Annotated in this window: 23 protein-coding genes; 12 read left to right on the top strand and 11 right to left on the bottom strand. The window is 75.2% G+C overall.

Annotated features, from left to right (window positions below; translation table 11 throughout):
* Positions 1 to 294: 294 nt before the first annotated feature.
* On the top strand, positions 295 to 1,059 hold the full coding sequence (locus QSK52_RS23675; protein WP_285738171.1) for a putative protein N(5)-glutamine methyltransferase: 765 nt from the start codon (positions 295 to 297) through the stop codon (positions 1,057 to 1,059).
* Between the two features lie 7 nt (positions 1,060 to 1,066).
* On the opposite strand, the gene QSK52_RS23670 is transcribed toward QSK52_RS23675, so the two are convergent.
* From QSK52_RS23670 to QSK52_RS23660, 3 genes are all read right to left on the bottom strand, one after another.
* Complete coding sequence (locus tag QSK52_RS23670; protein WP_285738146.1) at positions 1,067 to 2,071, bottom strand: endonuclease/exonuclease/phosphatase family protein; 1,005 nt, start codon at positions 2,069 to 2,071, stop codon at positions 1,067 to 1,069.
* A gap of 177 nt (positions 2,072 to 2,248) precedes the next feature.
* Complete coding sequence (locus QSK52_RS23665; RefSeq protein ID WP_285738145.1) at positions 2,249 to 2,929, bottom strand: TetR/AcrR family transcriptional regulator; 681 nt, start codon at positions 2,927 to 2,929, stop codon at positions 2,249 to 2,251.
* A 23-nt stretch (positions 2,930 to 2,952) separates the two neighbouring features.
* The gene (locus QSK52_RS23660) at positions 2,953 to 4,599 is read right to left on the bottom strand and encodes an MFS transporter (RefSeq protein ID WP_285738144.1); all 1,647 of its coding nucleotides are present in this window, start codon (positions 4,597 to 4,599) and stop codon (positions 2,953 to 2,955) included.
* 226 nt (positions 4,600 to 4,825) lie between these two features.
* On the opposite strand from QSK52_RS23660, the gene panB reads away from it, so the two are divergent.
* From panB to QSK52_RS23645, 3 genes are all read left to right on the top strand, one after another.
* Entirely contained in the window at positions 4,826 to 5,701 is an 876-nt protein-coding gene (panB, locus tag QSK52_RS23655; RefSeq protein ID WP_285738143.1) for a 3-methyl-2-oxobutanoate hydroxymethyltransferase, read from the top strand.
* An 86-nt stretch (positions 5,702 to 5,787) separates the two neighbouring features.
* Positions 5,788 to 6,768 (top strand): ATP-binding cassette domain-containing protein, encoded by a 981-nt coding sequence (locus QSK52_RS23650; RefSeq protein ID WP_285738142.1) that lies wholly within the window; start codon positions 5,788 to 5,790, stop codon positions 6,766 to 6,768.
* Complete coding sequence (locus QSK52_RS23645; protein ID WP_285738141.1) at positions 6,765 to 7,592, top strand: ABC transporter permease; 828 nt, start codon at positions 6,765 to 6,767, stop codon at positions 7,590 to 7,592. Before QSK52_RS23650 ends, QSK52_RS23645 begins: the two co-directional genes overlap by 4 nt.
* 8 nt (positions 7,593 to 7,600) lie before the next feature.
* On the opposite strand, the gene QSK52_RS23640 is transcribed toward QSK52_RS23645, so the two are convergent.
* Positions 7,601 to 10,945 carry an ATP-binding protein gene (locus tag QSK52_RS23640; RefSeq protein ID WP_285738140.1) on the bottom strand — a complete coding sequence of 1,115 codons (3,345 nt, stop codon included), beginning with the start codon at positions 10,943 to 10,945 and terminating at the stop codon, positions 7,601 to 7,603.
* A gap of 228 nt (positions 10,946 to 11,173) precedes the next feature.
* Between QSK52_RS23640 and QSK52_RS23635 the strand changes: the two genes are divergently transcribed.
* Entirely contained in the window at positions 11,174 to 11,992 is an 819-nt protein-coding gene (locus QSK52_RS23635; protein WP_285738139.1) for a site-2 protease family protein, read from the top strand.
* Here the strand turns inward: QSK52_RS23635 and QSK52_RS23630 are convergent.
* On the bottom strand, positions 11,989 to 12,174 hold the full coding sequence (locus tag QSK52_RS23630) for a hypothetical protein (protein WP_285738138.1): 186 nt from the start codon (positions 12,172 to 12,174) through the stop codon (positions 11,989 to 11,991). The two genes, QSK52_RS23635 and QSK52_RS23630, sit on opposite strands and share 4 nt — an antisense overlap.
* Before the next feature lie 162 nt (positions 12,175 to 12,336).
* On the bottom strand, positions 12,337 to 13,038 hold the full coding sequence (npdG, locus tag QSK52_RS23625) for an NADPH-dependent F420 reductase (protein ID WP_285738137.1): 702 nt from the start codon (positions 13,036 to 13,038) through the stop codon (positions 12,337 to 12,339).
* A 47-nt stretch (positions 13,039 to 13,085) separates the two neighbouring features.
* Between npdG and QSK52_RS23620 the strand changes: the two genes are divergently transcribed.
* Positions 13,086 to 13,664 (top strand): hypothetical protein, encoded by a 579-nt coding sequence (locus QSK52_RS23620; protein ID WP_285738136.1) that lies wholly within the window; start codon positions 13,086 to 13,088, stop codon positions 13,662 to 13,664.
* A 113-nt stretch (positions 13,665 to 13,777) separates the two neighbouring features.
* Entirely contained in the window at positions 13,778 to 15,073 is a 1,296-nt protein-coding gene (locus QSK52_RS23615) for an MFS transporter (RefSeq protein ID WP_285738135.1), read from the top strand.
* Positions 15,074 to 15,080: 7 nt separating this feature from the next.
* Here the strand turns inward: QSK52_RS23615 and QSK52_RS23610 are convergent, their stop codons facing one another.
* On the bottom strand, positions 15,081 to 15,305 hold the full coding sequence (locus QSK52_RS23610; RefSeq protein ID WP_285738134.1) for a hypothetical protein: 225 nt from the start codon (positions 15,303 to 15,305) through the stop codon (positions 15,081 to 15,083).
* A 117-nt stretch (positions 15,306 to 15,422) separates the two neighbouring features.
* On the opposite strand from QSK52_RS23610, the gene map reads away from it, so the two are divergent.
* On the top strand, positions 15,423 to 16,268 hold the full coding sequence (gene map / locus QSK52_RS23605; RefSeq protein ID WP_285738133.1) for a type I methionyl aminopeptidase: 846 nt from the start codon (positions 15,423 to 15,425) through the stop codon (positions 16,266 to 16,268).
* A 92-nt stretch (positions 16,269 to 16,360) separates the two neighbouring features.
* Here map and QSK52_RS23600 read toward each other — a convergent pair whose 3' ends face one another.
* Positions 16,361 to 17,059, bottom strand: a complete 699-nt coding sequence (locus QSK52_RS23600) for a bifunctional DNA primase/polymerase (RefSeq protein ID WP_285738132.1) — start codon at positions 17,057 to 17,059, stop codon at positions 16,361 to 16,363.
* Positions 17,060 to 17,489: 430 nt separating this feature from the next.
* On the opposite strand from QSK52_RS23600, the gene QSK52_RS39495 reads away from it, so the two are divergent.
* A complete protein-coding gene (locus QSK52_RS39495) occupies positions 17,490 to 17,705 on the top strand; it encodes a hypothetical protein (protein WP_352230302.1) in 216 nt (71 codons plus the stop codon).
* A gap of 31 nt (positions 17,706 to 17,736) precedes the next feature.
* On the opposite strand, the gene QSK52_RS23590 is transcribed toward QSK52_RS39495, so the two are convergent.
* Positions 17,737 to 18,417 (bottom strand): PadR family transcriptional regulator, encoded by a 681-nt coding sequence (locus QSK52_RS23590; RefSeq protein WP_285738131.1) that lies wholly within the window; start codon positions 18,415 to 18,417, stop codon positions 17,737 to 17,739.
* 265 nt (positions 18,418 to 18,682) lie between these two features.
* Between QSK52_RS23590 and QSK52_RS23585 the strand changes: the two genes are divergently transcribed.
* Positions 18,683 to 19,717 (top strand): serine hydrolase domain-containing protein, encoded by a 1,035-nt coding sequence (locus tag QSK52_RS23585; RefSeq protein ID WP_285738130.1) that lies wholly within the window; start codon positions 18,683 to 18,685, stop codon positions 19,715 to 19,717.
* 16 nt (positions 19,718 to 19,733) lie between these two features.
* Here the strand turns inward: QSK52_RS23585 and QSK52_RS23580 are convergent, their stop codons facing one another.
* Positions 19,734 to 21,479, bottom strand: a complete 1,746-nt coding sequence (locus QSK52_RS23580) for a SpoIIE family protein phosphatase (protein ID WP_285738129.1) — start codon at positions 21,477 to 21,479, stop codon at positions 19,734 to 19,736.
* Between the two features lie 216 nt (positions 21,480 to 21,695).
* Here QSK52_RS23580 and QSK52_RS23575 point away from each other — a divergent pair, with 216 nt between their 5' ends.
* Entirely contained in the window at positions 21,696 to 22,130 is a 435-nt protein-coding gene (locus QSK52_RS23575; RefSeq protein ID WP_435053336.1) for a DUF7144 family membrane protein, read from the top strand.
* Between the two features lie 109 nt (positions 22,131 to 22,239).
* Here the strand turns inward: QSK52_RS23575 and QSK52_RS23570 are convergent, their stop codons facing one another.
* Positions 22,240 to 22,797, bottom strand: coding sequence for a GlcG/HbpS family heme-binding protein (locus tag QSK52_RS23570; protein WP_285738128.1), 558 nt, complete (start codon positions 22,795 to 22,797; stop codon positions 22,240 to 22,242).
* Positions 22,798 to 23,028: 231 nt separating this feature from the next.
* On the opposite strand from QSK52_RS23570, the gene QSK52_RS23565 reads away from it, so the two are divergent.
* Positions 23,029 to 24,231 carry a sensor histidine kinase gene (locus QSK52_RS23565; protein WP_285738127.1) on the top strand — a complete coding sequence of 401 codons (1,203 nt, stop codon included), beginning with the start codon at positions 23,029 to 23,031 and terminating at the stop codon, positions 24,229 to 24,231.
* Positions 24,232 to 24,310: the final 79 nt, after the last annotated feature.

The raw sequence follows: 24,310 nt of genomic DNA, 5'->3' as shown, positions 1-24,310 counted from the left end.
CGACGGCTCCGGTGGGCGGCCACCGGCGCGGGCGAGCGGCTGACAGCGGGGGCGCGAGGGGTTAGGGTGAGCGCCGCAGCGTGCGCCCGTGACATGCCCGGCGCACCCGGACCGAGGAGGTGGGAGAGATCACCGTGCAGGTTGTCGAGGTGCTCCCCCGCCGCCGGGTCGCGGCCTGATCGGACGGGGAGGGCCCGCCAGGCTCTTCGAGAGGTACCCGTGTCGTCTCCTCCCGCTCACCCGCCCTCCCCCGCTGACCCGGTTCCCCCCGCCCGCCCGCTTCCCCCCGCGTTCCTGATCGACCGGCTGCGCGCGGCCGGGTGCGTCTTCGCCGAGGACGAGGCCCGGCTGCTGCTGGCCGCCGCCACCGACCCCGACCGGCTCGACGAGATGGTCGGACTCCGGTGCGCGGGGCACCCGTTGGAGCAGGTGGTGGGCTTCGCCGAGTTCGCCGGGCTGCGGATCGCGCTCGCCCCGGGGGTGTTCGTGCCGCGTCGGCGCAGCGAGTTCCTGGTCGACCTGGCCGCCGCCCTGGGCGGCCCCGGCTCGGTGCTGCTCGACCTGTGCTGCGGCTCCGGCGCGATCGGCGCTGCAGTGGCGGCCCGGCTCGGCCCGGACGTCGAACTGCACGCCGCGGACGTCGACCCGGCCGCGGTGGACTGCGCCCGCCGCAACCTGGCCCCGTACCGCGGCCGGGTGCACCTGGGCGACCTGGACGCCCCGCTGCCGCGCACCCTGCGCGGCCGGGTGGACCTGCTGCTGGCCAACGCCCCGTACGTGCCGACCGGCGAGATCCCGCTGCTGCCCCCGGAGGCCCGGGACCACGAGCCCGCGGTGGCGCTGGACGGCGGCGCCGACGGCCTGGCCGTGCAGCGCCGGGTCGCGGCGGCCGCCCCGCGCTGGCTGGCGCCCGGCGGCCGCCTGCTGATCGAGACCAGCGGGCGGCAGGCCCCGGCGACGGCCGCGCTGCTGTCCGCCGCGGGGCTCGCCGCCCGCACCGAGCAGGACGGGGAGCGGGACGCCACCGTGGTGGTCGGCGAGAGGGGCCGGCGGGCCTAGGCGACGGCTAGTAGCGGTAGTCGGCGGCCACCGCGAGGTGGTCGCTGGCGTCCGCCGGGAGGGTGCGGGAGTCGGTGGGGACCAGGCCGCCCTTGCTGAGGATCTGGTCGATCCGGGCGGTCGGGAAGGAGGCGGGCCAGGAGAAGCCGAAGCCGTCGCCCGCCGCGCCCTGGGCGGAGCGCATCTGCGAGGTGATCGGGGCCAGGCTGCGGTCGTTCATGGTGCCGTTGAGGTCGCCGAGCAGCAGCACCCGGCGCAGCGGCTCGCGCTCGATCGCGTCGCCGAGGGCCTGCGCGCTGACGTCGCGCCGCCCGGCGGTGAACCCGGTGTCGAACGTGACCCGCACCGAGGGCAGGTGGGCGACGTACACCGCGACCGGGCCCTTCGGGGTGGTGACCCGGGCGCGGAAGGCCCTGGTCCAGCCCATCTTGATGTCGACCACGGCCACGTCGTCGATCGGGTAGCTGGACCACAGCCCGACGGTGCCCTCCACCACGTGGTACGGGAAGGCCGCGGCCAGCCCTTCGGCGTACCCGGGGGCGGCGGACGCGGAGAGCTCCTCCAGCGCGACGATCTCGGCGCCGGAGCCGGTGAGCATCCGGATGGTGCCCTGCGGGTCGTCGTTGGCGGCGGCCACGTTGTGGGTGAGCACGGTGAAGTCCCCGGGCCCGCTGCTCTTGTCGACCAGCAGGGCGCCGAACAGGTTCAGCCAGACCGCGCCGGGCAGCAGCGCCGCGACCACCGCCACCCCGGCGCGCCGCCACAGCGCGAGCGCCAGCAGCACCGGGACGGCCAGCCCGAGCCAGGGCAGGAAGGTCTCCAGCAGGCTGCCCAGGTTGCCGACCGCGTTGGGCACCTGGGCGTGCAGCACCAGCAGCCCGGTGACCAGCAGGCCGAGCACGGTGAGCGGCCACCCGCGCCGCCAGGCGAACCAGCGGCGCAGCCGCTCCCGCCGGCTCGCGGGCCGCTCCGGCTCCTGCACCAGTACCGCCGGGCCGTCCGCCCGCACCATCGTCCGCTCCTCGCCGCCGCACCCGGCCGACTCTCCCGTCGACCCCGTCCCCGACCTGCTCCGATCCGATTCTCGGCTCAGCCTATGACGGGATGGACGCGGCGAAGCGCCCGGGAAGTTCCGCCCCTGCGCCGGACGGGGGGCGGGGCGGGGCGGCGGGGCGCCCCGGGCGGACGGTCAGGATGCGGACGGCACGGACGACGCGCGCTGCGCGGGCGGCCGGGCGCCGATGCCCTGCAGCGCGGCGTCGACCATCTGCCGGGGCAGGTCCGGGTCCTCCAGCGGGGCGTCGTCCCACAGGACGGTGCGCAGCAGGATCGGGCCGATCAGCAGCTCGCAGAGCAGTTCGACGTCCAGGTCGGCGCGGAGCTCGCCCTCCTCGACGCCGCGCCGGACGATCTGCCGGATCATCTGGCGCCGCGGGTGCACCACCCGCTCGTGGTAGGTGTGCTTGAGCTCCGGCCAGGCGTTCATCTGCCCGAGCGCGGAGCGGACGATCCACCGGGAGCGCTTGATCAGGCCGCGGCGGCGCATGTAGTCGACGGCGCTGATCAGGTCGTCCCGGTAGGTCGGGCCGCCCAGCGGGGGCAGCGGTTCCTCCAGGCGGGCCACCACGTCGACCAGCAGGGCCTCCTTGTTGGGCCAGCGCCGGTAGATGGTGGCCTTGCCGACGCCCGCCTCGGCGGCGATCCGCTCGATGGACAGCTCGGACAGGCCGGTGCCGTCCTCCATCAGCTTCTCGACCGCGGCGTAGATGGCCTGCTCTGCGGCCTCGCTGCGCGGGCGGCCCCGCCGGGGGGCGTCCTGCTCCCCGACGGGGCCGTGGCACGGCTTGAGCGGAGTGTCGGCGCTCGTCATGGCCCTATTCTCCACCCTCGTGATCACACCTTGGCGGTGCTCGGGCCGGTGCTCGTGCCGCTGTCGGTGCCGTTGTCCGCCCGGTCCTGCGGACCCGCCGCCGGACCGCCCGCGCCGGGCCCGCCGGGCGCGGCGACCTTGCCGGGCAGCAGGAGCAGCGCCAGCACCGCGCCGAGCACGGTGACGCCGGCCGAGACGCCGGAGACCACGTGCATGGCGTGGATGAACGCGTCCTTGGCCGGGTCGAGCAGGGCGGGCAGGTGGAGCTTCTCGGCGACGCCGAGGGTCGACTCGATGGACTCGCCGGCCCGGTCGCGGACCTGCTCGGGGACGGTGGCCAGGTGGTCCTGCATGCCGTTGCGGTAGACGGTGGACAGCAGGGCGCCGAGCACCGCGATGCCGAGCGAGCCGCCGACCTGGCGGAAGGTGTTGTTCAGCGCGGAACCCGCACCGGCCTTCTCGCGCGGCAGCGCGCCCATGATCGCGACGGTCACCGGCGGCATCACGTGCGCCATGCCGGCGCCCATCACGAAGCCGAGCACGATCAGCAGCCAGATCGGGCTGGTCGCGGTCAGGAAGGCGTACCCGAGGAAGCCGACGGTGACCAGCAGCATGCCGCCCGCGCAGGTCGCCCGGACGCCGAAGCGGTCGACCACCAGCCGGGCCCGCGGCGCGAAGAGCAGCTGCGCGACGGCCAGCGGCAGCATCAGTTCGCCGGCCTGCAGGGCGCTGTAGCCGCGCACGCTCTGGATGTAGAACACGCCGAAGAAGGAGACGCCCATCAGCGCGAAGAACACGATGCCGACCACGCCGATGGAGGCCGAGAACACCTTGTTGCGGAACCAGGTGACGTCCAGCGCCGGGTGCCGGGTGTGCTTCTCGAACAGCACGAAGGCGGTCAGCGCCAGCAGGCCGACCAGGGTCGGGACCCAGGCCTTCGGGTCGGTGAAGTCGGCCAGTTCGCCGCCCTTGATGATGCCGTAGATCAGCGCGACCAGGCCGACGATGGACAGCAGCACGCCGACCGGGTCGAGCTTGCCGGGGTTCGGGTCCTTGGAGTCCGGGACGAGCCAGCCCATCAGGCCGAGCGCGACCAGCACGATCGGGACGTTGACCAGGAAGACCGAGCCCCACCAGAAGTGCTCGATCAGCAGGCCGCCGGTGATCGGGCCGATGGCGATGGCCAGGCCGACCGCGCCGGCCCAGATGCCGATCGCCTTGGGCTGCTCGTGCCGTTCGAAGACGTTCATGATGATGGCCAGCGTGGCGGGCATCACGAAGGCGCCGCCGAGGCCCATCACCGCGCGGTAGCCGATCAGTTCGCCGGGGCTGGCGGCCATCGCGGACAGCAGCGAGCCGAGGCCGAAGACCAGCATGCCGGCCAGCAGCGTCCACTTGCGGCCGAAGCGGTCGCCGAGCAGGCCCGCGGTGAACAGCAGGCCCGCGAAGACCAGCGTGTAGGAGTTGATCGCCCACTCCAGGTCGCTCTGGCTCGCGCCGAGGCCGACCGGGGCGGGGGTGGCGATGGTCTTCATCGCCACGTTGAGGATCGAGTTGTCGAGGACGACGACGAGCAGGGCGAGCACCAGGGTGCCCAGGATCCACCAGCGTCGGCGGTGTACGGCTTCCGGCACCCGGGGTGCCTGGAGGGCTGCGGTCGGCGAGGTCATACGAACAGCCTAGACGCCTTTTCAATACGAGACGGTCTCGTATCGCAAGCCGAAGGGCAAGGAAGGGCAAAGACTTCCCCAAGGGCTCCCGGGGGCGCCCGCGGGAGCCCCCGGACACGTCCGGGACTCCCGACCCTTTGCGGACGGACGCGGGCGTGCAAGCATGGAGCCAGATCCGGGGACGCCGCACGGCGCCACGAGACGACACACACCAGGAGCCTGTTCGATGAACGCCTCTCCGCTTCAGCCTGCCCAGACGCAGGACGCGCCCGTCGGCACCACCCTCTACGGCGGCGTCACCAACCGCCGGGTCACCGTCCGGGACCTCGCCAAGGCCAAGCGCAACGGCGAGCGCTGGGCGATGCTCACCGCCTACGACGCCCTCACCGCCGGGGTCTTCGACGAGGCGGGCATCCCCGTCCTGCTGGTCGGCGACTCCGCGGGCAACTGCCACCTCGGCTACGAGACCACCGTGCCGGTGACCATGGACCAGATGGTGATGCTCTCCGCCGCCGTCGTCCGCGGCACCCAGCGCGCCCTCGTCGTCGCCGACCTGCCGTTCGGCTCCTACCAGGAGTCGCCCGCCCAGGCCATGCACAACGCCGCCCGCCTGATGAAGGAGGCCGGCGTCCAGGCCGTCAAGCTGGAGGGCGGCGAGCGCAGCGCCCGCACCATCGAACTGCTCGTCGACGCGGGCATCCCGGTGATGGCCCACATCGGCCTGACCCCGCAGTCCGTGCACGCCTTCGGCGGCTACCCCGTCCAGGGCCGCGGCGACGAGGCCGCCCACCAGCTGCTGCGCGACGCGAAGGCCGTCCAGCAGGCCGGCGCCTTCGCCGTCGTCCTGGAGGCCGTCCCCGCCGACCTCGCCGCCGAGGTCACCGCGCACTCCGCGATCCCCACCGTCGGCATCGGCGGCGGCCCCGGCACCGACGCCCAGGTCCTGGTCTGGACCGACTTCGCGGGCATGACGGCCGGCCGCGTCCCCAAGTTCGTCAAGCAGTACGCCGACCTCCGCGCGACCCTCGCCCGGGCCGCCACCGAGTTCGCCACCGACGTCCGCGAGGGCACCTTCCCCGGCCCGGAGCACTCCTTCAGCTAGCCCGGCTCCGCCCCGTCAGCCCGCTGTCGTCCCCCGTGACAGCGGGCTGACAGCGTCGTGACAGCCGGGCCCGGCACGGTGTTCCCATGACACGAATCGAGCGGAACGCCGTGGAGGTCCACGGCATCGTGAAGCACTACGGGGAGACGAAGGCCCTGGACGGGGTCGACCTGACGGTGCGCGAGGGGACGGTGCTGGGGCTGCTCGGACCGAACGGGGCCGGGAAGACCACGCTGGTGCGGGTGCTGTCGACGCTGATCAAGCCGGACGCGGGCACCGCGTTCGTCGGCGGGTACGACGTGCTGCGCCAGCCCAAGCAGCTGCGCCGCACCATCGGCCTGACCGGCCAGTACGCCTCGGTGGACGAGCTGCTGTCGGGCTACGAGAACCTGTACCTGATCGGCCGCCTGCTGGACCTCTCCGCGAAGGACGCCAAGGCCCGCGCGGTCGAGCTGCTGGAGCGGTTCTCGCTCACCGAGGCGGCCAGGCGGCCCGCCAAGGGCTACTCGGGCGGCATGCGCCGCCGCCTGGACCTCGCGGCGTCGATGATCGGCCGCCCGAAGGTGCTGTACCTGGACGAGCCCACCACCGGCCTGGACCCGCGCACCCGCAACGAGGTGTGGGACGAGGTGCAGCGGATGGTCGGCGAGGGGTCGACGGTGCTGCTCACCACCCAGTACATGGAGGAGGCCGAGCAGCTCGCGCACGCCCTGACCGTGATCGACAAGGGCCGGGTGATCGCCAACGGCGGCATCGAGGAGCTGAAGAAGCGGGTCGGCGGGCAGAGCCTGCAGGTGCGGCCGGCCGACCCGGCGCAGCTGCCGGAGATGGCGCGGGCGCTGCAGGAGTCCGGCGTCCCGGCCACCTTCTCCACCGAGTCCGGGCTGCTCTCGGTGCACCTGACCGACGAGCGCCGACTGACCGCCGTGATCGGGGTGCTGGGCACCCGCGGCTTCGCCGTGGCCGGCATCGACACCAAACTGCCCAGCCTGGACGAGGTGTTCCTCACCGTCACCGGCAAGTCCGCCGTCCCCGCCCAGACCCGTGACAAGGAGCCCGTCGCATGAGCACCGCCACCCTGAGCCCCGCTCCCGCCACGACCGCCGCCGACGCGGACGACACCCGGATCGGGCTGCGCGCGAACCTGCGCCACCTGGGCGCGCTGACCCGCCGGAACCTGATGCGGATCAAGGCCGACCCGGAGTCGATGCTGGACGCGCTGCTGATCCCGGTCATCATGATCGTGCTGTTCGTCTACGTGTTCGGCGGCGCGATGGCCGGCAACCAGCACGAGTACATGCAGTACATGGTGCCCGGCCTGCTCGGCACCACCGGCCTGAACCTGGCGATGGCGCTGGGCACCGGCCTGAACACCGACTTCCAGACCGGCGTGATGGACCGCTTCCGCACCCTGCCGATCGGGCGCTCCGCGGTGCTGCTGTCGAAGATGATCGCCGAGACGCTGCGCGCGATCGTGGCCTTCGCGGTGCTGATCGGCTTCTCGATGGTCCTCGGGATGGACATCGTGGGCGGCCCGCTGAAGCTGCTGGCCGCGGTCGGCCTGTCGCTGGTGTTCGGCTCCTCGCTGATGTGGGTGTCGATGCTGCTGGGCATGTCGCTGCGCAGCGCCCAGGCGGTGCAGGGCATGTCGATGCTGGTGATGATGCCGCTGCAGTTCGGCAGCTCGATCTTCGCCAACCCGACCACCATGCCGGGCTGGCTGCAGGCCTTCACCAAGCACAACCCGCTGTCCGCGCTGGCCGACGCCTGCCGGGCGCTGATCAACGACCAGCCGGTGGGCAACTCGGCGCTGACGGTGCTGGTCTGGGCCGCGGCGATCACCGTGGTGACCGCGCCGCTGGCGGTGGCCCGCTTCCGCAAGCGCACCTGACGGTGGGGTCAGTCGGCCCCGGTGCCGAACGGGCCGGGATCGTTCAACAGGGCGGACGCCTCGCGCAGCGTGAGGCGTCCGCCCCGTTCGTACGCGGCCAGGTAGCCGTCCTCGCCGAGCAGTTCGCGGGCGGCGGCGGCGCAGCGGGCGTACTCGCTGCGCTCCATGAACGAGCCGGGCATGCCGCTGAGGCCCTCGTGGGCGCCGAGCAGTTCGGCGGCGCGGCGGGCGGCCTCGGGCTCGTCGTGCAGCCGGGCGTACTCGACCAGGGCCCCGGCGACCGGCGTCATCAGCATCATCGCCATGTGCTCGACGAAGACGGTGACGCCGCCGTCGGTCTCGGTCATCGCGCGGCGGCCCGCGCGCATCAGGGCCAGGCCGGTGTCCGGGTCGCCGGAGCGGGCCACCACCCAGCCGCGGATGCAGGTGACGATGCCGGCGAACACCGCGGGGAACGGGCCGCGCCCGCCGTGGTCGGCGGGCAGTTCGTCGAGCACGGCGAGCGCCTCGGCGTACTCGCCGCGCCGCACGCACAGGTTGCACAGCACCAGCCGCCCGTACATCCGGGCGCCCTCGGCCTCGGTGCTGTCGGCGGCGGCCGCGGCGACGGCCTCGCGGACCATCCGCTCGCCACCCTCCGGGTCGCGCTCGGCCACCACCTCGCCGAGCCGGGCCCGCAGCATCGGGACCTCCTGGTGCGCGCCGAGCTGGACGGACAGCTCGATGGCCTGCCGGAAGGCCGCCTCGGCCTGGGCGGCGTCGCCGGACTTGGTGGCGTTCTCGGCCTTGCCGGAGAGCGCGTCGGACATGCCCCAGCGGTCGCCGAGCGCGGTGTAGAGGGCCAGCGCCTCCTCGCTGTCGGCGATCGCCTGGTCGAGGCCGCCGGCCAGGTCGTTGAGCAGCCGGGCGCGCAGTTGCAGGGCGAAGGCCAGGTCGAGCGGGCCGCCGTGCACCCGGGCCCCGGCCACCGCGTCGTCCATCACCGCGCGGGTGCGCTCCATCTCGCCGGTGAGGAAGACGGTGAACACCCGGCCGAGCACCGGCTGCCGGTAGGACTGCGGCAGTTCGGGGGTGTAGGCGGCCAGGACGCGCTGGGCGGTGTCCAGCGCGCCGGAGTCCTCCAGCAGGCTCATGTCGCCGGAGAACAGGCTGATCAGCCGGTGCAGGCCGAGCTGGCGGCGGGCCTCGTCGAGCAGGTCGGGCGTCATCGGCAGCGGCCCGTCCAGCGGTCCGGCGGCGAGCGGGACGGGCGGCGGGGCGTCGTCGGCGTACGGGTCGGGGCCGAGCGCGGCGACCGCCTCGTACCAGGCGCGGGACTCGGTGCGGTAGTCGCGCAGCATCCAGTACCCGGCCATCGACAGCACCAGCGCCAGGCCCTCCTGCTCCTGTCCGGTGTCGACGGCGCGGCGCAGCGCGGCCCGGACGTTCTCCTGCTCGCGGTCGAGGCGGTCGAGCTCGTCGAGCTGGGCGGGGCCGTGCAGGTTCAGGTAGGCGCGGCGGGCGAGTTCGCGGTAGTGCGCGGTGTGGCGGTGGCCGACCTCGGGTTCGGCGGCCGCGGCGAGGCGCTCGGCGGCGTACTCGTGGATGGTCTCCAGCATCCAGTAGCGGGGCCGCTCGCCGAGGCCCGCCACCAGCAGCGACTTGTCGACCAGCGAGAGCAGCAGGTCGGCGACGTCCTCCCGGCGCACCAGTTCGCCGTCGGCGACGACCTGCTCGGCGGACTCCAGGGTGCAGCCGCCCGCGAACACCGACAGCCGGCGCAGCACCGCGCGCTCGCGGGTGCCGAGCAGGTCCCAGGACCAGTCGACGACGGCGCGCAGGGTCTGCTGGCGCGGCAGCAGGGTGCGGGAGCCCGCGGTGAGCAGCGCGAAGCGGGAGTCGAGGCGGTCGGCGAGCTGGCGCGGGGTCAGGCCGCGCAGCCGGGCGGCGGCGAGTTCGATGGCCAGCGGCAGGCCGTCCAGGCGGCGGCAGAGTTCGGCGCAGGCGGCCGGGTCCTGGTCGGTGCGGAAGCCGGGGCGGGCGGCGGCGCCGCGCTCGGCGAGCAGCCGCAGCGCGGCGGGGTCGGGCAGCGGTTCGACCGGCAGCACGCTCTCGCCGGGGACGCCCAGCGGTTCGCGGCTGGTGGCGAGCACGGTGACGCCGGGGCAGTCGGCGAGCAGCCGGTCGGCGAGGTCGGCGGCGGCCTGGACGACGTGCTCGCAGTTGTCGAGCAGCAGCAGGACGCGGCGGCGGCCGAGGTGGTCGACCAGCCGGGAGACCGGGTCCTTGCGGGCGCCCTCGATCGCCTCGGCGACGGTGCCGCCGGTGTGCAGCACGGTCTCGCGCAGGCCGAGCGCGGAGGCGACGGCGTCGGGGACGGCCGCCGGGTCGTCCAGCGGGGCCAGCTCGACCTGCCAGACGCCGCCGGGCCAGCGGGCGGCGTCCTGCTCGCGGCGTCCGGCCTCCACCGACAGCCGGGTCTTGCCGGAGCCGCCGGGGCCGGTCAGGGTGGTGAGCCGACCGGCGGTCAGGGCCTCGGCGACGGTGGCGAGTTCGCCGTCCCGGCCGACGAAGCTGGTCCGCCCGGGGCGGAGATTCCCGGACGCGGGGGCAGGGACGGCGGGCGGTGCGGCGGGGGCGGGCGCCGGGGCGGGGAGCGCTTCGGCGGTGATCAACTCCCGGTGCAGGGAGCGCAGTTCGGGGCCGGGGTCGGTGCCGAGCTGATCGGCCAGGGTGCGCCGGATCTCCTCGTAGCGGCCGAGCGCCTCGGCGGTGCGGCCGGCCGCGCGCAGGGCGCGCAGCTGGAGGGCCTGCAGCTGCTCGTCGAAGGGGTGGTCGCGGCAGAGCTCGGCGAGTTCGGCGGTGACCTCGGCGGTGCGGCCGAGGGCGAGCGCGGCGGTGAGCCGGTGCCGCCGGGCCTCCGCGCGCTGGGCCTCCAGCCGGGCGGCGGGGGCGGTGCGGTCGGGCAGGTCGGCGAGCGCGGGGCCGCGCCACAGCGCGAGCGCGGCGGTGAGCTGCTCGGCGGCGGCGGCCGGGTCGCCGCCCTGCAGGGCGCGGGCGCCGTCGGCGGCGCGGCGCTGGAACTCGGCGACGTCGGTGCGCGGGTCGGTCAGCCAGTACCCGGCCGGCCCGGAGCCGATCTCGGCCCGGCCCACGGTGCGGCGCAGCCGCCCGACCAGGGTCTGCAGCGCGGCGGCGGCGTCCTGCGGCGGCTCGTCGGCCCACACCTCGTCGGCGAGCAGCTCGGCGGGCACCGGACGGCCCTGGCGCAGCGCCAGCGCGGCCAGCAGGGCGCGCAGCCGGGCGCCGCCGAGGGCGACCGGGGTGCCGTCGTCGTGGTGGGCGGTGGTGGTGCCGAGGATGCCGTAGTGCACCCGCCCATTCTGCGGGACGCACCGGGGGCCGGACGCACACCCGTGCGGAATCCCCGTGCGGGGCACGGGCGGTGCGGCGGCCGGTGCGGCAGCCGGTGCGGCAGCCGGTGCGGCGGAACGTCCGGTCGCTCCCGTACGTTCACCCGGGGCCGCTTGTCCCGGACGCCCGGTGGGCGGCATGATCGGACGCCCGTCCCCCGTCCACCAGCACCCCGGAGCCCCCACCCCATGACCTACGCCAGCACCGGCCAGCGCAGCGCGGAGAACCGGGTCAGCCCGATCTTCCTGGCGATGGCCGCCATCCTGGGCGCCTCCGGCTTCGCACTGGCCACCGGCTGGGGCAACGCGCGCTTCGGCGTGTTCCTGTTCGTGGTGGCGGGCTGGATGGTCTCGCTCTGCCTGCACGAGTACGCGCACGCCCGCACCGCGCTGGCGGGCGGCGACATCACGGTCGGCACCAAGGGCTACCTGACGCTGAACCCGCTGAAGTACGGGCACGTGGTGCTGAGCTTCGTGCTGCCGGTGGTCTTCGTGATCATGGGCGGCATCGGCCTGCCCGGCGGCGCGGTCTACATCGAGCGGGACCGCATCTCCGGCCGCCTCAAGCACAGCCTGGTCTCGGCGGCCGGGCCGCTGGTGAACGTGGCCTTCGGCGTGGTGACGCTGGTGCTGGTCAGCGGCGGCTGGTTCGACGACCCGGGCAGGCCCTCGGTCGTCGGCGACTACGCGTTCCCCGTCTCACCGCTGGCGACCGCGCTGGCCTTCCTGGCCTACCTGCAGGTCACCGCGGCGATCCTGAACCTGCTGCCGGTGCCGGGCCTGGACGGCTACGGCATCATCGAGCCCTGGCTGTCGTACCGGACCCGGCGGGCGGTCGCCCCGTACGCGCCCTACGGCATGCTGCTGCTGTTCGCGCTGATGTGGCAGAGCGAGGTCGGGCAGTGGATGTTCGACCTGGTGTCCTGGATCTTCGACCTGTTCGGCGCCGACGTCCGGTACAGCACCATCGGCCACTGGATGTTCTCGTTCTGGAGGAACGACTTCTAGGACCCGGCCGCGGGCCCGCGTCCGGCGCGGGCCTTGCGCAGGTGGTACCAGGCGATGTTGCTGGCCACGCCGGCCATCAGGACCCACACCACGCCGAACCACCGGCCGTGGGCGAAGGAGACCACCGCGGCGGCCACCGCCAGGACGAGGACGATCGCGGCGTACAGGGCGGTGCGGGGCATGGCGGGGCTCTCCTCGGGTGGTGGTGTGCCCGTCCATTCTGGCCGACCGAACGGGCCGCTCGGGGCCGGGGTGGGTCGGAGCCGGGGTGGTCGGGGCCGGGCCGGGTGGGGCCGGGTGGGCGCACGCCGGGGGCGCGGGGCGGGCCGCGGCGTGCGCCGGGCTCACACGTCGGTGATCCGCAGACCCGCGTGGGCCTTGTAGCGGCGGTTGACCGCGATCAGGTTGGCGACCAGCGACTCCACCTGGTGGGCGTTGCGCAGCCGGCCGGCGAAGATGCCGCGCATGCCGGGGATCCGGGAGGCCAGCGCCTGCACCACCTCGGTGGCGGCCCGGTCCTCGCCGAGCACCATCACGTCGGTGTCGATCCGCTCCACGCTCTCGTCCTGCAGCAGCACCGCCGACAGGTGGTGGAAGGCGGCGGTGACGGTGGAGTCGGGCAGCAGCGCGGCGGCCTGCTGGGCGGCCGAGCCCTCGGGGACCTGCAGCGGGTAGGCGCCCTGCTTGTCGAAGCCCAGCGGGTTGACGCAGTCCACCACGATCTTCCCGGCGAGCTCGGCCCGCAGCGAGGTCAGCGTCTCGGCGTGGCCCTCCCACGGCACCGCGACGATCACCACGTCGCTGTCGGCGGCGCAGGCCGCGTTGTCGGCACCGCGGATGCCCAGGCCCAGCTCGGCGGCGCAGGCCTCGGCGCGCTCGGCGCTGCGGGAGCCGACCACCACCTGCTGCCCGGCCCTGGCCAGCCGCAGCGCCAGGCCGCGGCCCTGGTCGCCGGTGCCGCCGAGGACGCCCACCACGAGGTGGGAGACGTCGGGCAGGTTCCGGCCGGGTCCGGCCGTCGCGTTCACTGAATCGGGTTGCGTCATGCCGAAGATCCTGCCAAACCCACCACCCGGGCAGCATGCTGTCGCGCATGGACGCGGTGAGAGTTTCCGCACTCCGGCAGTCGCTGGCGGGCACCGGCTGGCCCGAACGGGCGGGCGCCTTCGCCACCGCGCTGCGCGGCTCGGTGACCAGGCGCAGCGCGACCGGCCTGCTGCTGGTCGGCACCTCCCGCTACGAGCCCTGGCACCTGGCGGCGCACCTGAGCGACGAGGCCGCGTACGGCGGCCTGCCGGAGCTGGCCCCGACCCTGCTGCGGCACGCCGTCCCGGCGAACGCGCCGGAGCACCTGGCGTGCGGCCTGCCCCGGCTCGCGGAGGCGCGCACGGGCGCGACGGTGCTGCTGGTGGCGCCCGATCCGGCCGACGCGCCGCTGCTGGAACGGCTGGACGACGCCCGCCGGGGCGGGGCGGTGCTGCTCTCGCTGGACGACGGCGACCCGGAGCTGACCGACCTGGCGCACGAGCGCCTCACCGTGCCGGGCGCCGCACCGGAGCCCTTCGAGCTGGTGCAGCACCTGGTCAGCTCGGCCACCTCGGCCACCCCCCCGCGCTCGCGGCTGTCCCGGCTGGCGGCGCGGCTGACCGCCTCGCCGGTGCTGCGCTGGTAGCCGCCCCCGCCGCACTGCCCGCCCCGCCGCACTGCCCGGGCCGCCGCCCGCCCCGGAGGGCCCGGAGAAAACCGGTTGCCCCGTTCCGTCCCGGTGACGCAGCATCTGGCCATGTGACCAGCACCGTTCCGTTCCTCCGCCGGCTCCTGCCCGACCTCGCGCCCTGGCGCGCCTCCCGGGACTTCCGGCTGCTCTGGGCCTCGGGGTGCGTGACGGGCTTCGGCAGCTTCCTGTCCTTCGTGGCGCTGCCGATCCAGATCAAGGAGCTGACCGGCTCGACCTTCGCGGTGGGCCTGGTCGGCGCGTTCGAACTGGTGCCGCTGGTGGTGTTCGGCCTGTGGGGCGGCGCCCTGGCGGACGCGCTGGACCGGCGCCGCCTGGTGCTGCTGAGCGAGGCCGGGCTGGCCCTGCTGGCGGCGCTGATGCTGGCCAACTCGCTGCTGCCGCACCCGCTGCTGTGGCCGATCTACCTGGTCGCGGCGCTGACCGCCGCGCTGGCGGGGCTCCAGCGCCCGGCGCTGGACTCGATGGTGCCCCGGGTGGTGGCGCACGACCAGCTGCCCGCCGCGTTCGCCCTCAACTCGCTGTACCGCAACGTCGCCTCGGTGGCCGGCCCGCCGCTGGCGGGCGTGGTGGTCGCGGTCGCCGGGGCCCGCAGCGCCTACGCGCTGGACCTGCTGACCTTCCTGGTCTCGCTGGCGCTGATCGCCCGGATGCGCCCGGTGCCGCCCGCCGAGAGCGCCGAGGCCCCGTCGCTGCGCACCATCGGCCAGGGCCTGGCGTACGCCTGGAGCCGCAAGGACCTGCTGGGCACGTACGCGATCGACCTGGTGGCGATGCTGTTCGCCTACCCGGTGGCGCTGTACCCGTTCCTGGCCTCCGAGCTGGACGCCGAGTGGGCGCTGGGCCTGCTGTACGGGGCGACGGCGGCGGGGGCGCTGCTGGTGGCGGCGACCGGCGGCTGGACGGCCCGGGTGCACCGGCACGGGCGGATGCTGCTGTTCGCGGCGCTCGGCTGGGGCGCGGCGATGGCGCTGGCGGGCCTGGTCGGGAACGTCTGGCTGGTGCTGCTGTTCCTGGCGGTGGCGGGCGGGGCGGACCAGGTCAGCGGGGTGGCCCGGTCGACGATCTGGAACCAGTCCATCCCCGACCAGCTGCGCGGGCGGCTCGCCGGGGTCGAGGTGCTCTCGTACTCGGTGGGCCCGCAGCTGGGCCAGGTCCGGGCGGGCGGGATGGCGGCGCTGGTGGGGGTGCGCGGCTCGATCTGGGCGGGCGGCCTGCTGTGCGTGGCGGGCGTGCTGGCGCTGACCGCGGCCGTCCCGAAGCTGCTGGCCTGGGACTCGCGCACCGATCCGCACGCGCTGGCGGTGCGCGAGCAGCACGAGCGCCAGGCCGCGGGCGTCTCCTGAGCCGCCGTCAGCCCTCCGCGCGGGGCTCCTCGTCGTTCCAGCGCGGGTCCTCGCGCCACTCCTGGTTGCGCTCGGCGGCGGTCTCCAGGGCGCGGGCGGCCTCCTCCCGGCTGGCGTAGGGGCCGAGCCGGTCCTTGGCCGGGCACTCCGGGCCCTCCTCGACCTTGCCGTGCTTGATGCAGTAGAACCACTCCCCCGGCTGCCCGGTGGGCTTGCTGCGGCCGAACACCATCGTCTGCGTCTCCCGTCTGCTGTGCTGGGTACCGCGGCGGTCACCGGTGATCCTTCCCGCTGCCCCGCCCCGTACGCGACCCGGGTCCGGCGGGCGGCGGCCGATACACTCGCCGTCATGGCTCTGGTACCCGGCACGCTGTCCCCCACCCGCAAGGTCCCCGCGCACATCGCGCGTCCGGAGTACGTCGGCAAGCCCGCGCCGACGCCGTACACCGGCCCCGAGGTGCAGGACGCCGAGACGGTCGAGAAGATGCGGATCGCCGGGCGGATCGCGGCCCGGGCGATGGCCGAGGCCGCGAAGCTGATCGCCCCGGGCGTGACCACCGACGAGCTGGACGCCGTCGCCCACGCCTACATGTGCGACCACGGCGCGTACCCGTCGGACCTCGGCTACCGGGGCTTCCCGAAGTCGATCTGCACCTCGGTCAACGAGGTGATCTGCCACGGCATCCCGGACTCGACCGTGCTGCAGGACGGCGACATCGTCAACATCGACGCCACCGCCTACATCCACGGCGTGCACGGCGACCTGAACGCCACCTACCTGTGCGGCGAGGTGGACGAGGAGTCCCGGCTGCTGGTCGAGCGCACCGAGGAGGCGCTGAACCGGGCGATCAAGGCGGTCCGGCCGGGCCGGCAGGTCAACGTGATCGGCCGGGTGATCGAGTCGTACGCCAAGCGGTTCGGCTACGGGGTGGTGCGCGACTTCACCGGCCACGGCATCAACACCTCGTTCCACTCCGGCCTGATCATCCCGCACTACGACAGCGACCGGGCCACCCAGGTGATCAAGCCCGGGATGACCTTCACCATCGAGCCGATGCTCACCCTGGGCACCTACGACTACGAGATCTGGCCGGACGGCTGGACGGTGGTCACCAAGGACCGCAAGCGCACCGCCCAGTTCGAGCACACCCTGGTGGTCACCGCGGACGGCGCGGAGATCCTCACCCTGCCCTGACCGGCCGGACGACGCGGCGGCGGCCCGCCACCCCCTCGCGCGGAGGGGGTGGCGGGCCGCCGCCGTATCGTTCCTGCGGTTCCTGCGCGGGCTCAGCCGATCAGCCACTGCTCCTGGGCCACCGCGCCGACCTCGGTGCACGCGTCGGTCAGCACGTCCAGCACCCGCAGCGGGTCCGGCAGCGGGCGCTCGGGGCCGCGCAGCCAGCGCACCTCGGAGCCGTCCGGCAGCGCGGCGGGCGGGACGAGGGTGTACGAGCCGCGGCAGTGCCAGCGCAGGCCGGGGTGCTCGGAGACGGTGTCGGGGGTGGAGTCCAGCGCGCTGGTCCACCACTCGTCCTCGTCCTGCGGGGTGCCGCGGGTCGCGGTGAAGAACAGGTACCGGTCGGCGCCGACCGCGGCCACCGGGCCGACCGCGCCCAGCGCCTCCAGCCGCTCCAGGGCGAGCACGCCCGCCTCGGCCGGCACGTCCAGCACGTCGTGCGCGCGGCCGGTCGCGGTGACGAAGTTCGCCTCCGGGTCGCGGGCCAGCCAGCGCGTCAACTGCTCGGCGTCGGTGGTGGCCTGGGACTGCCAGGCGAAGGAGAGCGGGTGCTGGGCCGGGGCCGGACAGCCGACCCGGTCGCACGAGCACCGGTGCCCGGCCGGGTGCGCCGCGGGCGCCACCGGGAACCCCGCGCCCACCGCCCCCAGCAGCAGGTCCAGCCGCGCGGCCGCGTCCGCTCCGGCGGCCTCCGGACGATCCCGTCCGCCCCGCCGCCACCAGGACGTCCACCTGCTGCTGGCTTCCATCTGGCCCCTTCCGCACGCACCTGCCTGAGCTGCCGCGCCAGGTACGGCACGGCCACCTACGCAACAACCGACGCCAACGCACGGAGCGGCGCACTGCTTCCCGAGGGGGTGCACCGCACGCGGGGGCGTCCTGCCGCCGACCCGCACGGGGTCTCCGGGCGGCCGGCGTCCGGGGGTCGGGTACGGAGCACGAGAGTCGCGCGCTCGGCGGGCGAGCGCACCTCGGCGCACCCCGCCCGGCCCGTACGGGCCCGCGGACCCGGGTGGACCCCGGGGGCGTACGTAGCAGGATAAGGCTCCCGGAGCCCTCCCCATGACCGGGGGCGGTGCCTCCCCCGTCACACCCGCTCCACGCTCCCGCCACGCCCCCGCTGCGGAACGGACACACCCGGACGCTCCGGACGCCCCGCGCCGCGCCTACCCTGGTCGGATGAAGAGCGCCGACACCGAGTTCGTCGGAGGACCGCTGGACGGCCGGGTCCTGCCGGTCCTGCTGGGCATGACCCACAACGTCCCCAAGGTCTACCGGGTGCCCGTCCCCGCGCACGGGGACACCCCGGCCACCACCCTGGTCTACCGCCGCGCCAAGGAGCACGACGCCAGGGGGCGGTACCGCTGGCGCTACGAGTACGACCCCGACGCCTGAGCGGCCTCCCCCGCGGCGGGCCCGGCGGGGCTCAGTCCTCCTCGGCCAGGATCAGGTAGAGCTTCTTCTTCGCCTCGGCCAGCACCGCGAGACCCTTGGCCCGCTGCTCCTCGGTGCCGGTCATCATGACCTGCCGCACCGCGTGGTCCACCGCCGCGAGCGCGGCGCCGACCTCCTGCACGGCCTCCCAGTCGTCCCGCCGGCCGGCCTCGTCCCACGGGGACGCCCCGGCCTGCTCGGCCTCGGCCCGGCCCTGCTCGGTCAGTTCGAACAGCTTCTTGCCGGACTCCTCGTTGGCCCTGACCAGCCCCTCCTCCTCCAGCAGCTGGAGGGTCGGGTAGACCGACCCCGGGCTGGGCCGCCAGACCCCGCCGGTGCGCTCGCCGATCTCGGTGATCATCTCGTAGCCGTGCATCGGCCGCTCCCGCAGCAGCGCCAGCAACGAGGCCCGCACGTCACCGCGCCTGGCCCGCCCCCCGCGCCGCCCGCCCCCGTGCCCGCGCGGACCGTGCCCGCCGAACCCGCGGCCGCGCGGCCCGAACCCCGGCCCGAACGGCGGCATCGGCCGCCCCGGCACCCCGAACGGCCCGAACGCCGCCCGCACCTCGAACTCGTCGACCCCCTCGCCGGGCACCCCCGCCCGACCCGGCCGCCCCGGGCCCTCGGCCCAGCGACGCCGACCTTCTCCACCGAAACGCTTGTCGTACCGCATGACACACACCTGTCTCTCGGGAAACGGACGCTCCGCTCATCGAAGCATCTCGATACCTCGACGATATATCGCTAACTATCGGACGACAACCCCCTTCCGACCGCGGCCCCTCCTCGCCGTGCCCGCCGGGCCGGACCCCGGCCGCAGCCGAGGTGCTCAACTCGCCGTCCGCTCACCGCTCCTGAGGAGAGGCCGGCCCGGCGCTCTGGCCGCGGCGCCCGGGGCGGGCGACAATCCGGGGGAGGATTCCGCAGGAGGGAGCACCGTGCCGGCCGAACCGCAGGAGTGGGCCGCCGCCACCGCCGCCGCGCTGGGCGCCGTCCTGGGGGAGGCGGTGGAGGGCGGGCAGTTCCCAGGCGGGGTGCTGGTGGTCGGGCAGGCCGGGGCCGGGCGGGCGGTGGCGGCCCGCGGGGCGGTCGCCCCCGAGTGCGGCGACGCCCGCCCCGACGAGCACACCCGCTACGACCTGGCCTCGCTCACCAAGGTGCTCGCCACCTGGCCGCTGGTCGGCGCCGCCGTCCGCGCCGGACGCCTCGACCTGGACGCCCCGCTGCGCGCCGCCTTCCCGCAACTCCCATCCCCCGGAAGCGAGTTGACCGTCAGCCAACTGCTGAGCCACACCGCGGGCCTGCTCCCGCAGACCGGCCTGGCCCGCTACCAGCACACCGGGCGGCCGCTGGCCGAGCACCTGTGCGCCGAACCGCTGGTCTCCGTCCCCGGCGCGCACCACCGGTACGTCGACCGCGGATTCGTCCTGCTCGGCCTGCTGCTGCCCGAGCTGCTGGGCCGTCCGCTGTCCGAGCTCGCCGAGGAGCTCTGGCGCGGCCTCGGCCTGACCGCCACCGCGTACGGCCCGCTGCCGCGCGACCCGCAGCTGGCCCCGACCGAGCAGCGGCTGCGCGGCGCGCCCCGGACGTGGGGCCTGCCGCACGACCCGAGCGCGGCCCTGCTGGGCGGGGTGGCCGGGCACGCCGGGGTGTTCTCCACCGCCGCCGACCTGGCCGCCTACGCCGAGCACCTGCTCGGGGCGGACGGCCCGCTGCCCGAGTGGTTCGCGCTGAGCCGCCGCCCGCGCACCCCGGTCGAGCCCGGCCTGCACCGCGGCCTGGCCTGGATCGTCACCGCGGACGGCTCGGTGGCGTACCACCACGGGTTCACCGGCACCAGCCTCTACCTGGCCCCGCGCACCCGCCGCTACGTGGTGCTGTGCAGCAACGCCGTCTACCACGGCTGGGACCGCGCCCGGCTGGCCGCGCTGCGCGCCTTCGCCCTGCGCGTCCTGCTGCCCGTCGCGCCCTGAGGCCACGGGCGGCGGGTCAGCGCCGCGCGTCCCGGCGGCCGCCGGTCAGCACGGCGAGCACCTCCCCGCGGCGGCGGCCCGGGCGCGGGGCGGCGGGGGCGGCGGCGAGCAGCGCGATGTCGTCCTCGGCGGGGTCGGGGGCGTGCGCCAGGACGGCGTCCAGCAGCGGGACAGGGCCCGCGCCGGGGGGCAGCCGCAGGGCGGTCAACCGCTCCAGCGAGCGGTCGATGTCCTCGTCGCGGCGCTCGACCAGGCCGTCGGTGTACAGCAGCAGGGCGTGCTCGGGCGGCAGGACGACGGTGGTCGGGACGTAGCCGCTCAGGCCGGTGCCGAGCGGGGGGCCGGGCTCGACCGGGAGCAGCGCGAGCTCCCCGCCGGGGCGGACCACGGCGGGCGGCAGGTGGCCCGCGCTGGCCAGCGCGTACCGGCCGCGGGCGGGTTCGGCGTAGACCACCAGGCAGGTGGAGGGCCGGTAGTCGTGGACCTCGCAGGCGAGGTGGTCGAGCCGGGCCAGCAGCCGGTCGGCGGTGGGTTCGAGCAGGGCCATGGCGCGCAGCATCGCCTGGTAGTGGCTCATGTGGGTGGCGGCCTCGATGCCGTGGCCCATCACGTCGCCGATGGCGAGGACGGTGCGCCCGTCGGGCAGCGCCACCGTCTCGTACCAGTCGCCGCCGACCAGCGCGCCCGTCCCGGCCGGGCGGTAGCGGAAGGCGACGTCGACGTCGGGGTGGGGGCGGCCGGGTTCGGCGAGCATGGCGCGCTGCAGGTCGGCGGCGACGGCGTGCTCGCGGCTGTAGCGGCTGGCGTTGTCGAGGGTGATCGCGGTGCGGCCGGCCAGGTCCTGGGCGGCGACGGCGTCGTCCTCGGTGAACGCGGGGGAGGCGCCGGCCCGCATCAGGGTGACGGTGCCGATCCGGTGCCCGCGGGCGGTGAGCGGCACGATCATGCCGGAGTGGATGCCGATCTCCCGGTACCGCGCGACGCGTTCGGCGTTGGGGGCGGAGCGGCTCAGTTCCTCGTCGCCCAGCAGGTTCTCGACGACGGGGCGGCCGCTGTCCAGGCAGCGCGGGATCGCCGAGCCGGGCTGGTAGTCGACGTGCTCCCCGCGGTCGCCGAACCGGCGGACCGCGGCGAGCAGCCCGGGGACGGCGGCCAGGGCGGCGCGGCGCAGTCGGCGGCCGCCGTCGGGGCGGGGGCGGGCGTGCGGGCTGTCGGGGTGCGGGAGGAGTTCGACGGTGGCGGCGTCGGCGAGGTGGTCGACCAGGAAGGCGGCGAGTTCGCCGCAGGTGGTGTCGACGTCGAGGGTGGTGCCGACCTGGGTCGCGGCGGCGTCCAGCAGGGCCAGCCGGGACCTCGCCTGTTCGAGTTCGTGCTGCTGCCGGCGGGAGGCGGTGACCTCCAGGACGATGCCGACCAGGCCGAGCGGGCGGCCGTCCTCGGCGTCGATCCGGTGGTAGGCGCCGTGCCAGTAGCGCCGGTGCAGCGGGGCGGCGGCCCGGGTGCGGCCGCTGGAGGTGGTCTCGCGGGTGCGGCCGTCGGCGAGCACGGCGCGCAGCACGTCCTCCCGGGCGTCGACGTCGGGGAGGAGTTCGGCGATGGTGCGGCCGAGGTGCTGCTCGGCGGGGACGCCGTTCATCCCGGCCAGGGCGGGGTTGACGTAGTGGTAGCGCAGCTCGGTGTCGAGGACGGCGATCCCGGCGGCGGTGCCGTCCAGGACCTGGCGCAGCGGGCGGGGCAGGGCACTCCAGAGCTCGTCGGTCATGGCTGGCGCACCTCCTCGCCGGGTGCTCGGACGCCGGGGAGCCGGCGCTGTGACCAGTAAACCCAGCGGCGCGGCCCGGGGCGATCCGGTGCCGGGCGCCCCGTCCGGGGCGGGGGGCGGGGCGGCGGCGTTCACCCGGACGGAGTCGCCCGAATGCCCGGAGGCGGAGGGTGGCGGAGGGTCGGGAGCAAGACCTGCTTCGGCCTAGGAGGTTCCATGAGCTCGTCTGTCGGTCCGACCGCAACGCCGCCGCCCGCGAGCGCCACCCACCGGCCTCCCAACAGGGGCTGGGTCTCCGGGATGGTGCTGTTCGCCGGTGTGATCATGCTGGTGGGCGGCATCCTGGAGGTGTTCCGCGGCATCATGGCGATCGCCGAGGACGACGTGTTCGTCACCACGCCCCGGTACGTCTTCCGGTTCGATCTGACCTCCTGGGGCTGGATCCACCTGGTGATCGGCGTGCTGATCGCCCTGGTCGGCTTCTTCGTGATCAAGGGGGCTGCCTGGGCCCGGATCGCCGGTATCTTCCTGGTCTCGCTCGGGCTGATCGGCAACTTCCTGGACCTGCCGTACTACCCGCTGTGGTCCGTGGTCATCATCGCGCTGGACGTGTTCGTGATCTGGGCCCTGGCCGTCTACCGGGAGGACTGAGCCGGGCGGACGCCGAGGGGCCCCGCGGGCCCGCTCCGTGCCGGAGCGGGCCCGCGGGGCCGTGCACCGCCGGGCCGTGGGGGCGGTCGGCGGCGTCACCCGCGGCGGGTCACTTGTCGAGCGCCGCGACACCGGCCTGGGCGAACTGCTCGTCCTGGTCGCCGCTGGGGGCGCCGGCCACGCCGACGGCCGCGATCGGGGCGCCCTTGACCTGGACCGGGGCGCCGCCGCCCAGGAACAGGGTGCCGGGGATGTCCTTCAGGTTCGGGGCCTGGGCCAGGCGCTTGGTCAGCTCGGAGGTCGTGGCGTTCCAGGACACCGCGGTGTAGGCCTTGCGCTCGGCCGACTCGAAGGACTGCGGGCCGGCGCCGTCACCGCGCAGCTCGACGATCACGTTGCCGTTGCGGTCGACCACGGCGACGGAGACCTTCTGGCCGGCCTTGGCGGCGGCGTCCAGGCTGGCCTGGGCGGCCTTGGTGGCGGCCTCGACCGTCAGGTGGGTGGACTGGAAGGTGTTCTTGTTCTGGACGTCGGAGGTGACCGCGGTGGCGGGGGCCGCGTTCGGGGTCTCGGCGCTGGCGGTGACGGCGCCGACGACGCTGGCTCCGACCGCGGCGACCGCAACGGCACCGGTGACGACGCGGGTGCGGGTGCTCAGCTTCTTCATTTTCGGCTCCTGCTTCTGTGTTCGGGGACCGGGTTTCGGTTCGGCGCCGGATCCCTGTGCTCTCCGGCCTCGCCCTCCATGTTTCGCCCCGGCACCCCCTCCCCGGATCGGCGGACCGGCTCGCTCCGCGGAGCATGATGGAGGACATCCGTGTCAACCGATCGGTGGATGTGCGGGCCGCCGTCCCGGTCCACCATGCGAAGGGAGCACGGAGGAACGGAGGAGCCGGCCATGGTGCGTCACCCCCTGTCCCGGGCCGCGGACCCGGACGCGGGCTGGCTGACCGTCGTGATGCGGCTGGCCTTCCTGCTGCTGCTCGGCACCTCGCTGACCAGGTACCTGACGCACCACCTCGCCAGCCCGCTGACGCCGTGGGTGGTGGGGCTGAGCCTGGCGCTGGCCGTCGGCCACCTGTCGGGGCTGTCCGAGCGGCGGTCGGCCTGGCTGGCGGCGGTGCTGGCGAGCTGGGCGGTGCTGGTGCTGATGGCGCCCAGCTTCGCCTGGTGCGCCGTCCCGCTGGTGTACACGGTGCTCCGGGCGCTGCCACCGCGCGCCGCGATCCCGCTGGTCACGGTGCTGACGGTGCTGGTGGTGGTGTCCGAGCTGCGCCTGCCGGGCGGCTTCGACCCGACGATGCTGCTGCTGCCCCCGGCGGTCGCCGCGCTCGCCACCGCGGTGTTCCTGTACATGCAGCGGCAGGGCGCCCGGCAGCGGAAGCTGATCGTCGACCTGGTCCGCACCCGGCGGGAGCTGGCCGCGGTCGAGCGCCGCCAGGGCGCCCTCGCCGAGCGGGAGCGGCTGTCCGTCGAGATCCACGACACCCTGGCCCAGGGCCTGTCCAGCCAGCAGATGCTGCTCCAGGCCGCGGAGCGGACGTGGCAGCAGGACCCGGCGGCCGCCCTCGGCCACGTCCGGACGGCCGCCGCGATCGCCGCGCGGAACCTCGCGGAGGCCCGCCGCTTCGTCCACGACCTCGCCCCGGCCGACCTCGCGGAGCAGGGCACCCTGGAGGCCGCCCTGCAGGCCCTGGCCGACCGGGAGGCCGCCGAGAGCGGCCTGGCCGTCCGCTTCCACCTGGACGGACAGCCCGCCCCGATGCCCGCCGCCGCCCAGTCCGCCCTGCTGCGGATCGCCCAGGGCGCGCTGGCGAACACCAGGGAGCACGCCGGGGCCGCGCACGCCTCGATCACCCTCTCCTACCTGGGCGACCAGGCCGTGCTGGACGTCGCGGACGACGGCCGCGGCTTCGCCCCCGCCCTGGTCGGCCGGCTCGGGCGCGACGAGCGCACCGACTGGGCGGCCGGCGGCAGCCGGGGCCACGGCCTGCCCGCGATGCGGGCCCGGCTGCGCCAGCTCGGCGGCACGCTCACCGTCGAGTCCGCCCCGGGCGAGGGCACCGTGGTCTCCGCGGCCATCCCGCTGGCGGGCCGGTGAGCCGCGGGCCGGTGCGCCGCCGGCCGGTGCGCCCCGGGGCGGCGCGCCGCCGGGTCCGCCCGGGCGCCGGTAGCGTCGG

The sequence above is a fragment of the Kitasatospora phosalacinea genome, assembly GCF_030268885.1.
In the GTDB taxonomy this organism is placed as follows: Bacteria; Actinomycetota; Actinomycetes; order Streptomycetales; family Streptomycetaceae; genus Kitasatospora; species Kitasatospora phosalacinea_C.
The sequence above is the reverse complement of the archived record's forward strand: the minus strand, read 5'-3'. Positions and strand labels throughout refer to the sequence as shown.